This is a genomic window from Streptomyces sp. NPDC088387 (assembly GCF_044753385.1).
In the GTDB taxonomy this organism is placed as follows: domain Bacteria; phylum Actinomycetota; class Actinomycetes; order Streptomycetales; family Streptomycetaceae; genus Streptomyces.
This window is the reverse complement of the sequence record NZ_JBIVNC010000003.1, coordinates 539,812-551,867: the sequence shown is the minus strand read 5'-3', so window position 1 is coordinate 551,867 and position 12,056 is coordinate 539,812. Positions and strand designations below refer to the sequence as shown.

Genomic DNA, 12,056 nt, shown 5'->3' with positions numbered 1-12,056 from the left:
CTCGCTCAGTCCGTTGTGTCGGCTCAGTTTAACGAGCGCCCGAAAACGACCTTCGAGGTATCGCATCCTGAGATACCGGGTCCGCGGTTCCGGCCGCCCGTCCGCCCAGGCACATGCCCGCCCCCCACAGCCCCCACTCGGAAAGTGCCCCGCATCACAGACAGTGCCCGGAACCCCGTACCCCGCCCCGGTACCGTCCGCCACAATGGGGGCGGCTCAGATCTCGGCGGGACCAGGGGGCGCCATGGACGGCTTGGTGGAGTTCACGACCGACGACGGCGCGGTCGTCTCCGTGCAGGCGGCGGAGGAGGAACCGTCCGGGTCCCGGCTGGTCGCCCGCCGCGCCGACGGCACGGTCCAGGCGGCGCGCACCTTCGAGAGTTCGCTGGAAGGCGTGCGGGCCGCGGCCCAGTCGGCGCTGCGGGTCTTCCGCGACGGCACCCTGCGGCCGGACTCCGTGGAGCTGGAGTTCGGGGTGAAGCTGACCGCGGAGGCGGGCGCGATCATCGCCAAGGGCACGGCGGAGGGCCATCTCGTCGTCAAACTCGTCTGGTCCCCCGACGGCCAGGGGTCCAGCACCGCGTCATGACCGGTCGTCTCCCGAAGAGCGCCGAGTGGCACGCCCGGATCGAGGTCGGCGGCGGAGTGGCCGGCGCGGGCTTCCTGATCACCCCGGACACCGTGCTCACCTGCGCACACGTCGTCCAGCAGGCCGCCGAGGGCACGATCGCCGTCACCTTCACCGAACGCCCCGGCACCCCCGCCGTGCCCGCCCGGGTCGTTGTCCACGGCGGCTGGGCCGGCGGCCCCACCGACCTGGGCGACCTCGCCGTACTGGAACTGGAGCGGCCCGCGCCCGTCGCCCCGGCCGTGCCGGCCCTGCTCGACACCGCGGACGGCACCCGCCCGCACAAGCTCGTGGTGTACGGGTTCCCGGCCGGGTTCCCCGAGGGCACGCTCGCCGAGTATCGCGTCACCGCACCCCAGCTGATCAGCGGCGAATGGATGCAGCTGGAGGCCTGGCAGCCGGACGGCCAACCGCTGGCCCCGGGGTTCAGCGGCGCCGCCGTCACCCTGGTCGACACGGGTGAGGTCGTCGGCATGGTCACCGCGGCGGGCGCCCGCGGGGTGCGCAACGGACGGATGATGCCCACGCACGTCATGGCCCGGTACTGGCCCGGCCTGAAGGACCTGATCGCCGCCGGGCGGCGGCCCCCCGCCGCCCGCCGGGACTGGCTGGACGCGGTGACCGGCTCCCTCGCCTGGAGCCTGGTGAAACCCGCCGACCAGGACACGGCGGAGTCCCTGAAGGCACAGGCCCGCGACGTCGTGGCGCGGCTGGCCGAGTCCTACGGGACGGCGCACGGCCGGATCGCCGAGGATCCCTGGCACGACCGGAACCTGGCACTGCGGATCGCCTACCGCACCAACCAGCTGATCAGGATCCTCTGGTCCGAGTCCGGTCCCGGCCTGGAGGGCGCCGAGGCGGCGCTGCTCACCCTGCTGCCCTTCCTGTACCAGGCGCACCGGACCGGCAAGGCCGCCGGCCTGGCCGCCGAGGTGGAGCCGGCCCGGCTGGCCGAGGCGGCCGACGCCTCCCCGGTGAGACAGCAGTACGACATGCTGCTGCGCGGACACCACAGGCTCGTCCGCCAGGCCAGACGCGGGCCGCTGCACGGCCACCCGGACTGCGAACGGGAAGTCGGATGGTGGCTGTTCCACCAGTGGACGAACCGGCAGCCTGGCACCCTCGACCGGCTGCTGGCGGTCGCGTGCCGGGACGACGTCGACATCCGGCGGGTGCTCCACCCCGAGCTGGTCACCCGCCTGGTCTCGTGCGTGGGCGTGCCCCCGGGGGAGCTCTTCGACACCACCCGCGACGGGCATCTGCGCGCGGAGGCGTTCCAGCTCAACCTCCGCGGCCTGCACTTTCCCAAGGTGCGGGAACGCCTGCTCGGCTCCCTGTTCGCCATCGCCCACCGCATGGCGATCGAGGTGACCGACCTGCCCGCGGTGGTCGTCGAGCACGCGGGCATCCCCTACGCCCTCTCACCCGCCCAGGTGCTCGGTGCGGTGGAGGAGGAGCAGAGCTCCTGGAGCGACCAGCGCGACGCACTGCGGCTGAAGGCCGTCTGCGACCACCCCGCCCTCGTCGACGCCCTCACCGAGCACGCACAGCGGATGGAGACGCTGCTGCGCCACGTACGGCACGCAGCCGTGCCCGGCCTCGACGCGCTGCCCGCGTACGCCGGGGCGAGCGAGCTGCGCTCGTCCGACGGCAACGGAACGCCCGGACCGGTCAACGGGGTCATCCGCTTCCGGCTCGACGAGGCCAGGGTGCAGGAGCTGCTCATGGGCGAGAACCTCTACCGTGACCGCTCCCTCGCCATCCGCGAGCTGTACCAGAACGCCCTGGACGCCTGCCGCTACCGTGCGGCACGGACGAGGGCCGGAGACCCGCACAGCAGCTACCGGGGGCTGATCGAGTTCACCCAGGGCGTCGAGGACGGCCGGCACTACCTCGAATGCCGGGACAACGGCATCGGCATGGACGAGACCGTCCTGGCCCAGGCCTTCTCACAGGCCGGCGTCAGGTTCACCGACCTCCCCGACTTCCGGGAGGAACAGCAGGAGTGGCGCCGGCACGGCATCACCATGCACCCCACCAGCCGGTTCGGCATCGGGGTCCTCAGCTACTTCATGCTCGCCGACGAGATCCACGTCACGACCCGGCGGATGGACTCGCGCGGCGAACTGACCGTTGTCCTCACCGGCCCCGGACACTACTTCCGGGTCCGCGCCTCCGACGTCTCGCAGCGCGGACCGGGCACCCGTGTCCGGCTCTACCTGCGGGCCGGGGACAAGGCGCCGTCCTGCGTCCGCGAACTCGGCAGGCTCCTCGGCATCGCCGAGTTCACCACCGTGGCCCGGCACGGATCGCAGGAGGCCCGATGGGAGGCGGGCGAGCTGCGCCCCCGGGAGGCGCCGCGGCTGCGGCCCGACGGCTTCGACGCCCACGGCTCCCTGATCGCCTGGCCGAACGGGCCCGGCGGAACCGACGGACAGGTCGTCTGGTGCGAGCACGGCGGCGGCATCCTGGTCGACGGCATCCATGTCGAGCCGCGGGTCCGGCAGGGCGTGCTGAGCGACCCGGCCAACCGGCGGCAGCTGCGCGGTGTGGTGGTCAACCTCAGCGGCAGGAGTCTGCCCAGGCGTCTGTCCACGGACCGTACGGAGATCCTCGACGCGGACGTCTGCGAACAGGTCGAGCAGCTCATCGGGGCGGCACTGCCGGCTCTGGTCGGGCGGCGGGCCGTCCGGGACGAGCGGGAGGAACCGTGGCTCACCAGTGAGTGGCTGGCCGACGTGGCGGGCGTCAGCCCCCGGCTCGCCGACCTCGTGACCGACGCGGCCGGCCGGCACGGCTGTGTGCTGGAACTGCACGGCCGGCCCGCCCCGCTCGACCGGGCCGGGTTCTTCCCGCAGGACGTGCACATCGTCCACCGGGCACGGTCGGGGATCACGGAGACCGGGGCGTCACTGGGCGAGACCCCCGCGGGCAAGGTGTACGACGATCCCGACGACGTCACCCGGCTGTGGCGCCTGCTGGGACACCGCCCCAACGCCGAACTGGCCGCGCTGACCGCGCTCGTGCCGGAACTGGACCGGGTAGGGGACGTACTCGCGGCCCGCCCCTCGGACGTCCTCGCCCGCAGCTCCTACTTCCAGGCGTGGGACAACCGGCTCTGGCCGAGGGACGAGGACGACGTCCGTGAGCTCGGCACCCCGGGCCACGCGCTGTTCGTCGCCACCGTGTGCGGCAGGTCGTACTCGGACGTGGTGGCGCGCCTGCGGCGGCTCCGGCTCACCGCCCCGGAGCCGTCCGGCGCCGAACCCCTGGTCGACTCGGTCAATCTGGCCCTGCTCAGCGACGACCTGCGGGCGCTCAACCGGGACGACTTCACCCTGACCTGGCTCCCCGTCGACGAACCCGTCCCGCCGGGCCATCTGCTCCAGGCCCACCAGGTGCTCGGCGTCGACGCCACGGAAGCCGCGTCCCGCATGCGGACGTTCGGCTTCGAGGTCGTCGGCGAACCCTTCCGCCCCGACCCGCAGGACAGGACCACGCTGGTCCTGCTGAGCCGGCGGCGCGACGGCGAGTTCCCCTGGCTCCGGCCCGCCGAGCCGGTGCAGACGGGCTGGATCCTCGCCGCCGCCGAGGAGTTGGGGCTGCCCGTGCCGGAGGTCGCCCGCAGGCTCCGGCGCCACCGTCTCGACGTACGGCTCGGAGCGGGTCACGAGGACATCGTGCCCGGGCTGCTGGCGCAGGGCCGGACGTGGGGCTGGCACGTCGCGGACCTGGCCGAGATGGACGACGGGACCGTGCCGCCCGGTGCGCTCGCCGACACCGCCGTGCAGCGGGGCCTGCCCCTCCAGGACGTCGCACGGCGGATCACGGAACTGGGCTTCGCCGTACCGGCTGCCCTGCCGCCGTCGGCCGACCACGACGACCTGGTGATTCTCCGGAGGGACGGCGAAGAGGCCGGCCCCTGGATCCCGGCCGGTGCGGAGGTGACCCTGCTGCACGTGGCCCAGGTGTCCGACCTCACCGGACTGTCACCGGCGGCGGTCGCGTCCAGGCTGCGCTCCTACGGCCTGGTCCCCCCGGACGCCCCGCTCCCCGAGGTCGCCGGGACGGACAACGTCGTCCTGGTCGTCGAGGACCTGGACCGGCCGGAGGAGTCCGCGTACGCGCCGGGTGACCGGGTGACGGCCCGCCATGTGATCACCGTGGCGGACCGGCTCCGGATCACTCCGCGGGAGGTGCTCGACCTTCTGGCCGGGTTCGGCCTGTGGGCGCCGGTGCCGTCGGACACGGTGCTGCCCGACCACTTCGACGCCGGGCTCGCCTTCACGAGGTCCGACAACAGCGAGAGCGGTCCGCTCTGGCTCGACTGGGACCGGACCGTGCCGCCGTACCACCTGCTGTCCGTGTCCGCGGAGTTGGAGCTCGACCCCGACGAACTGGTGGAGGAGCTGGCCGCGTTCGGCTTCCGGATGCCGGACCACCTGCCCGGACAGTGGGACCGGACCGACCGCCGGCTCTGCCTGGAGCTCCGCGAGGAGCACTCCGCGCCCCTGTCCCTGCCGCACGCCTTCCGGCGCCCGGTCGCCGGCTTCCTGCACGTCTCCCGGCTCGCCGGACTGCCGGACGACGAACTCGTGGCACGGCTCACCCGCCTCGGCATCGATCTCCGGCCGGTGGCGGACGCCGTGCGCGCCGCGCTGCCCCGGGTACCCGGTCTGGAGTGGCGGGACGACGCCCCGGACGGTTGAGCCGGCCGCCCGGCCCCGTGCCGGGTCGGCCGCTACTTCGCCGAGCGCAGGCCCAGGGGTTCCGCGATCTCCTCGACCATCACCTTGCCGGCCTCGATCTCCAGGGTGTCGTCGCCGAGGGCCTGGTCGGTGTCGAGGCCGTCCAGCTCCTCGAGGGGCTGGTCGAGGCGGATGTGGGCGAGGACCGAGTGCAGGGCGCGCAGGGTCGCGGACGCGGTGGAGCCCCAGTTGGAGAAGTACGAGAACTGCCACCACCACAGCGCCTCCGTGACCCGGCCCGCGCGGTAGTGGGCCATGCCGTGGCGCAGGTCGGCGATGACGTCGGCGAGGTCGTCGGAGATCCGGGCCGGCACCGGCGCGGTGCGCGGCTCGTAGGGGTCGAAGACCTCCGAGTAGACGTCGACCGGTTCGAGCAGCCGGGCGAGCTTCTCGCGCAGCTCGTCGACGTCCTGCTCCGGGCCCAGGTCGGGCTCGTAGCGCTCGTCGGGGAGGATGTCCTCGTGTGCGCCGAGCCGGCCGCCGGCCAGCATCAGCTGGGAGACCTCCAGGAGCAGGAAGGGGACGGCCGAGCCCGGCTCGTCGCCCTTCGCCACCTCGGCGACCGCGACCAGGAAGCTCTCGATCTGGTCCGCGATCTGCACCGCGAAGTCGTCGGGGTCCTGCGTCGTGTAGTGCAGCGTGGCGTCAGACATCTAGGAGTCGTCTCCCCTCGAAGGCGCGGCCGAGTGTGACCTCGTCCGCGTATTCCAGGTCGCCGCCCACAGGGAGGCCGCTGGCCAGGCGGGTGACCTTGAGGCCCATGGGCTTGATCATGCGGGCGAGGTACGTCGCCGTGGCCTCGCCCTCCAGGTTCGGGTCCGTGGCGAGGATCAGCTCCGTGACCGTGCCGTCGGCCAGCCGTGCGAGGAGTTCCCTTATCCGCAGATCGTCCGGGCCGACGCCCTCGATCGGGCTGATCGCGCCGCCCAGTACGTGGTAGCGGCCGCGGAACTCACGGGTCCGCTCGATCGCGACCACGTCCTTCGGCTCCTCCACCACGCAGATCACCGAGAGGTCCCGGCGGACGTCGCGGCAGATGCCGCACAGCTCCTCCTGCGCCACGTTGCCGCAGGTCGCGCAGAAGCGGACCTTCGCCTTGACCTCCAGCAGGGCGTGCGCGAGCCGACGTACGTCGGTCGGCTCCGCCTGGAGGATGTGGAAGGCGATCCGCTGCGCGCTCTTGGGACCGACGCCGGGGAGCCGCCCCAGTTCGTCGATGAGGTCCTGGACCACGCCTTCGTACACGGACTGCCCGTCCTTCCTCGGATGCCTTCAGTACGTACGGTAGAGGGCCCTCGGCCGCTTTAGAAAGGCAGGCCGGGGATACCGCCGCCGAGGCCCTGGGTCAGGGGGCCGAGCTTCTGCTGCTGAAGCGTCTGGGCGTTCTCGTTGGCCGCGTGCACCGCCGCCACGACGAGGTCGGCGAGGGTCTCGGTGTCGTCCGGGTCCACGGCCTTCGGATCGATCTTCAGCGCGCGCAGTTCACCGGCGCCGGTCACCGTCGCCGTCACCAGACCGCCGCCGGCCTGGCCGTCGACCTCGGTCTGCGCGAGCTCCTCCTGGGCCTTCGCCAGGTCCTGCTGCATCTTCTGCGCCTGTTGCAGCAGCTGCTGCATATTGGGCTGGCCACCACCGGGGATCACGATCGGCTCTCCTTGTCGGTACGGGTTTTCCCGCTCGGTTTTCCCGTTCGGCACGAGCCTACGTGGTCGGCGCTGCCGTCGCCCCGGCACTCTTTCGAGTGAGTCGATCGCAAGTCCTATACCTGATCAAGGCCCCTTTCCGGGCGGAAAAGCAATGAAACCGTCCTCTTCGCCACCCATTGGGCGGTAGGAAGGATCCGGCGCATCAGCATCAGGAGTTCCAAGGTAGGGAGTGCCGGGTGGGTCAGCCGGAGATGCAGCCCGAGGGGCCGCCGCAGGACGGGCGGGGCGGCGAGGGGGCGGCCGGGCTGCGGCCGGGCGATCTGACCGGGCGGGCGTTCCCGCCCGGGGACTGGGGAGAACCCGCCGAGCGGCTGGAGGAGCTCTACCGGTGGGTGGAGTACGGGGCGCTGCGGACCGTGTCCTGGTACCTCGCCGACCGGAAGTGGAAGCGGCGGGGCGCGCGGGTGCTGCGGGCCGGGACGGCCGGGGGTGCGGTGGTGGGGGCGGCGCTGCCGCTGCTGGATCTCACCGGGGTGCTGGGCGGGTCCGCGCCCTGGGGGTATCTGGCGGTGCTGGTCGCTGTCGCGTGTGTGGCCGTGGACCGGTTCTTCGGGGTGACGTCCGGGTGGATGCGGGACGTGGCGACGGCGCAGGCGGTGCAGCGGCGGTTGCAGGTGCTTCAGTTCGACTGGGCGTCGGAGAGTGTGCGGGAGGTGCTGGGGCCCACGGAGGGGACCGCCGGGGAGGCGGCGGAGCGGTGTCTTGGGGTGTTGCGGAGGTTCTCGGAGGATGTGACGGAGTTGGTGCGGGCGGAGACGGCGGACTGGATGGTGGAGTTCCGCTCCGGGGGGACACCGCTGGGGGTTCAGGGGGCGGGGGTCGGAGCGGGCCGCGAGTCCGGCGCCGCCTCCACCCGCCTCCCGCTACCCCCCAACGGCCCCACCCGCCCGAACATGCCCCGCCAACGCCCCCCGGAGACCCGCTGACGCGGGGGGGCGTTGCGCAGCCCGGCGCGACGGGGTGCCGCCGCGCCCACCCTCCCCCATCGCTCCTGCGGCACGATTGCCCGCGGCTGCGCGAAGAGGCTTTTGGGGGCGCGGGGAACTGCGCGACAAGCCCCCACCGGCCGGTGGACGGATTACGTTGAGGGGGACGGGAAGGTCACCGGGCTTCTCAGGCCCGCCCGGTTCTGGGCGCGGACGCCGAAGAACACGTTGTCCTTGGACAAGTCCACCTCGTGGGACGTCACGTCCCCGACGGGGATCACGTGGGTCCAGTCGGGCGACGTGGTCTCACGCCACACCACCTCATACCCCACAAGGTCCGGCTCAGGACCCCGCGCCCACGTCAACTCCGTCGAGTTCGTGAGGTTCGCGGTGACGATCCGAGCATCCCGCGGCGCCCCCGGCGCCTGCGCGAGAGTCCACAACGTCGCCGCGTTCACCCGCGCCACCCGCGCGATGTAGGCCCAGTCGCAGAACTCCGGCAGATCCCCGTACCGCTCCCCGGACTCCACCCGCACGTCCTGGTGCTGATGCGCGTAGTCCTCGGCGGGCTCGGTGAAGCGGGCGGCCGGAAACCCCCGCTCCAGGAACGGGATGTGGTCCCCGCCCCGCCGATACCGGTCCCGGCGGTACACGACCCGGACCCTCATCCCCGTGGCGTCGTTCTCCGCCACGTCCCGCACGAACCGGGCCAGCTGACGCGTCGCGGAGTCGTTCTCGCCGCCGACCGACCGCCGCAGCGCCGCCTCCTCCGCGGTCTCCGAGGACGGCACACCCTCCGCGAAGAGCCGGACGACGTGCGGTTCGCGCGTACCGTCGTCCGCGGTCGGACTGCCCACGATGTCGTTCGTGAACATCCCGAGCACGTCCGCGCCGTCCGCCTTGAACCGCTCCGCCATGTGCGCGGCCCCGTACAGCCCCTGCTCCTCCCCCGCGACCGCCGCGAACACGATGGTCGAGGCGGGGCGGCGCTTGGCCATCACCCGGGCCAGCTCCAGGACCACCGCGACACCCGACGCGTCGTCGTCCGCGCCCGGCGAGTCCGAGGTGGCGTCCATGACGTCCGAGACCCGGGAGTCGTAGTGCCCGGAGACGACGTACACCCGCTCCGGGGTGACCGAGCCGCGCAGGGTCGCGACGACGTTGGTGATACGGGTCGCCGTGGGGATGCGCGAGGCCGGGCCCTGGATGTACGACTGGAGGTCGGCCGTCATCCGGCCGCCGGACCGGGCCGCGTACGAGCGCAGTTCCGCGAGCAGCCAGTCGCGGGCGGCACCGATGCCGCGCTCCGGGTCGTCCTGGTCGGACAGGGTGTGGCGGGTGCCGAAGGAGACGAGTTTGCGGACCGTCGCCTCGACGCGGTCGGGGTCGATCTCCCGGAGCAGGGTGCGCAGTTCACGCGTCGGCGCCTGCCGGGTGGCCGGCGGGCCGCCGGCGGCCTCGGCGGACGGGGTCGCCCCGGTCGAGGGCGCGCCGACCGGAGGGGCACCGGTCGCGGGCGCCTCGGTCGAGGGCGTCTCGGTCGCGGCGCACGCGCTCGCCGTGGTGGTCGCGCCCACCGCAGCCGTCGCGGTCGCCGTCAGAAGTGTCCTTCTCGTGGGACCCATGCACCCCATGGTCGTGCGCACGTCACCACCGGGCAAGGGTCGCTCCCCGGCCGAAACCCGCCGCGCAGGCGGGGGTTTCGGCCATACGCGGCGCCGACGTCCCTCACCGCCGTCGCCACGGCCACGACGTTCTCCGCACTCAGCCACGCCACGTGGTGCCCCCGCCACTCCCGAGCCGAATCGTCCGGACACCGTACGTCTGTCCGAACGGCCCGCCGGTCCGCCGTGGAGAAGTTCGCTGTACGTTCAACTCACCTACGCCGAACGGCACTTCACCGGGTTCCCCGCGCCCCCGTCACTGTTTGCTGTACGTCAGCTCCTCGCCGGAGGCGGTGTTCACGCGGCGCAGCCGGCCGTCCGGCAGCAGGGTGATCTCGGTGGCCTCGCCGGGGCTGCACGACGACATCGGCCGGCCGGTGGTCACCGTGGAGGGCCCGATCCGCAGCGGACCGCTCGCGCCCGGTTCCCCGGTCAGGTCCGCCTCGAAGACACAGTGGTAGGTGCCGCTGCCCGAGGGGCCGTCGGCGACCAGCGACAGCACGGTGTCACCCACCTCGCCCTGCTGGATGGTGAGTTGGCGGGTGTTGGCCCCGTCCGCGTTGTCGATGGTCGTCGTCCACGTGCCCAGGTACCCGGTCGGGATCGCCCCGCCCGCCGGGGTGGACGCCCCCGGCGTCGAGGGCGGCGGTGTCGACGGCTGCGGCTCGGTCGGCCCGTCGCTCGTGACGACGGTCGGCGTCGGACCGGGCCTGTCATCACTCTGTGTGTCGTCGTCACCGCCGCTCATCAGCGCGTACACCGACCCGCCCGCGCCGAGCGCGACGACCAGCGCCACCGCGACGAGCGCCGCGCTGCCCCGGCTACTGCGGCGCCGCGGCTCGTCGGGCCCACCACCGTGCAGCGGCACGACGGGCGGACCGTAGGGCGGCGTGGAGCCGTAGGGGTGGTACGGGGATCCGGGGGCGCCCGGGGAGTTCCAGGGCGCCGGCTGCTGCGGATAGCCGTAGCCGGGCGGCTGCCCTCCCGGCTGCGGATGGCCGTAGCCCGGCGGCTGCCCTCCCGGGCCGGGGGCCTGCGGCGGATACGACTGGGGTGGGTAGGCCTGCGGCGGATACGGCTGCTGGGGGTGCCCCTGCACGCCGGGACCGTGACCGCCGCCCTGGCCTCCCTGGCCGCCGTGTCCGCCCTGGCCTCCCTGGCCCGGGCCCAGTTGCTGCGGATGTCCCTGGGCCGCCGGGGTCGTCCCCGGGCCGCCGTACGCCGGGTGCGGCGGGGTGTTCGTGGGCGGGCCCACCGTGCCCGCACCCACTCCCGCCACCATCGTCGGCAGGTGGTTCTGCCCGCCGGCGCCCGGGGCTCCCGGCTGGGGCGGGCCCGCCGGAGGGGGACCGTCGGCGGCGGCCGGCGCGTGCTCCGGAGGCGCCTCGGGCGGCGGTCCGGCAGACGCGCCGGGCCCCTCGGGGTCCTCCGTGTCGAGCAACTGCACGGCGTGGCGGCCGAGTTGGGCGACCAGCGAACCCGGCAGCCACGGGTCGTGGGAGCGCCCGCCGGAGACGGTGTCCTCGGCGCCGGTGCGCTCCAGGATCCGGTCCAGCGTGGGACGCGCCCCCGGCTCCTTCTTCAGACAGTCGCGGACGAGGTCGGCGATACCCTCGGGCAGGTCGTCCAGGTCCGGTTCCTCCTGGGCGATGCGGAACATCAGGGCGTGCACACCGCTGTCGGCGCCACCGAAGGGGAGATGGCCGGTGGCGGCGAAGGCGAGGATCGAACCGAGGCAGAAGATGTCGCAGGCCGGGGTGATCCGGTCGCCGCGCACCTGCTCGGGCGCCATGAAGCCGGGCGAGCCGACGAGCGCTCCGGTGCTGGTCAGACCGCCCTCGGTGACGGTCTCCAGGGCCCGCGCGATACCGAAGTCGATGACCCGCGGGCCGTCGATGGTGACCAGCACGTTGGAGGGCTTGAGGTCCCGGTGCACGATGCCGGCGGCGTGGATGTCCTTCAGCGCGTGCGCCAGCCCGGCCGCGAGGATCCGCACCGACCGCTCGGGCAGCGCCCCGTGGTCCCGCCCGACGACCTGCTGGAGGCTCGGCCCGGCGACGTAACCGGTGGCCACCCAGGGCACGTCGGCCTCGGTGTCGGCGTCGAGGACGGGTGCCGTCCAGTACCCGCCGACCCGCTGGGCCGCCTGCACCTCCTGGCGGAAGCGGGCCCGGAACTCCTCCCGCGCGGCCAGCTCCTCCCGCACCAGCTTCACGGCGACCGTGCGTCCCCGGTCCGAACGGGCCAGGTACACCTGGCCCATGCCGCCGGCGCCGAGCCGCGCCAGCAGCCGGTACACCCCGATCCGCTGAGGATCCCCGGGTCCAAGATTCTCCATCGGTCGCGCCGCCCCCTCCACCGTGCGCCCCCGCGCTCCCCAGCGC

The 12,056-nt window shown here is 73.4% G+C and carries 8 protein-coding genes; 3 read left to right on the top strand and 5 right to left on the bottom strand.

The window, feature by feature from the left end; translation table 11 throughout:
* Positions 1 to 244 precede the first annotated feature (244 nt).
* Entirely contained in the window at positions 245 to 589 is a 345-nt protein-coding gene (locus ACIQAC_RS10665) for a CU044_2847 family protein (protein WP_402188985.1), read from the top strand.
* Positions 586 to 5,337 (top strand): trypsin-like peptidase domain-containing protein, encoded by a 4,752-nt coding sequence (locus ACIQAC_RS10660; RefSeq protein WP_402188983.1) that lies wholly within the window; start codon positions 586 to 588, stop codon positions 5,335 to 5,337. Before ACIQAC_RS10665 ends, ACIQAC_RS10660 begins: the two co-directional genes overlap by 4 nt.
* Before the next feature lie 32 nt (positions 5,338 to 5,369).
* Here ACIQAC_RS10660 and ACIQAC_RS10655 read toward each other — a convergent pair whose 3' ends face one another.
* The 3 genes from ACIQAC_RS10655 to ACIQAC_RS10645 are packed head-to-tail and all read right to left on the bottom strand — an operon-like array spanning position 5,370 to position 7,019.
* The gene (locus tag ACIQAC_RS10655) at positions 5,370 to 6,029 is read right to left on the bottom strand and encodes a DUF5063 domain-containing protein (protein ID WP_402188981.1); all 660 of its coding nucleotides are present in this window, start codon (positions 6,027 to 6,029) and stop codon (positions 5,370 to 5,372) included.
* A complete protein-coding gene (recR, locus tag ACIQAC_RS10650; protein ID WP_402188979.1) occupies positions 6,022 to 6,621 on the bottom strand; it encodes a recombination mediator RecR in 600 nt (199 codons plus the stop codon). Before recR ends, ACIQAC_RS10655 begins: the two co-directional genes overlap by 8 nt.
* Before the next feature lie 59 nt (positions 6,622 to 6,680).
* The gene (locus tag ACIQAC_RS10645; RefSeq protein ID WP_402188977.1) at positions 6,681 to 7,019 is read right to left on the bottom strand and encodes a YbaB/EbfC family nucleoid-associated protein; all 339 of its coding nucleotides are present in this window, start codon (positions 7,017 to 7,019) and stop codon (positions 6,681 to 6,683) included.
* Positions 7,020 to 7,258: 239 nt separating this feature from the next.
* Between ACIQAC_RS10645 and ACIQAC_RS10640 the strand changes: the two genes are divergently transcribed.
* Complete coding sequence (locus ACIQAC_RS10640; protein ID WP_402188976.1) at positions 7,259 to 8,008, top strand: SLATT domain-containing protein; 750 nt, start codon at positions 7,259 to 7,261, stop codon at positions 8,006 to 8,008.
* A 152-nt stretch (positions 8,009 to 8,160) separates the two neighbouring features.
* On the opposite strand, the gene ACIQAC_RS10635 is transcribed toward ACIQAC_RS10640, so the two are convergent.
* Together ACIQAC_RS10635 and ACIQAC_RS10630 are read right to left on the bottom strand one after the other, a co-directional pair.
* Positions 8,161 to 9,633: a M20/M25/M40 family metallo-hydrolase gene (locus ACIQAC_RS10635; protein WP_402188974.1), complete on the bottom strand. Its 1,473-nt coding sequence runs from the start codon at positions 9,631 to 9,633 to the stop codon at positions 8,161 to 8,163.
* Between the two features lie 295 nt (positions 9,634 to 9,928).
* Entirely contained in the window at positions 9,929 to 12,010 is a 2,082-nt protein-coding gene (locus ACIQAC_RS10630; protein ID WP_402188973.1) for a serine/threonine-protein kinase, read from the bottom strand.
* Positions 12,011 to 12,056: the final 46 nt, after the last annotated feature.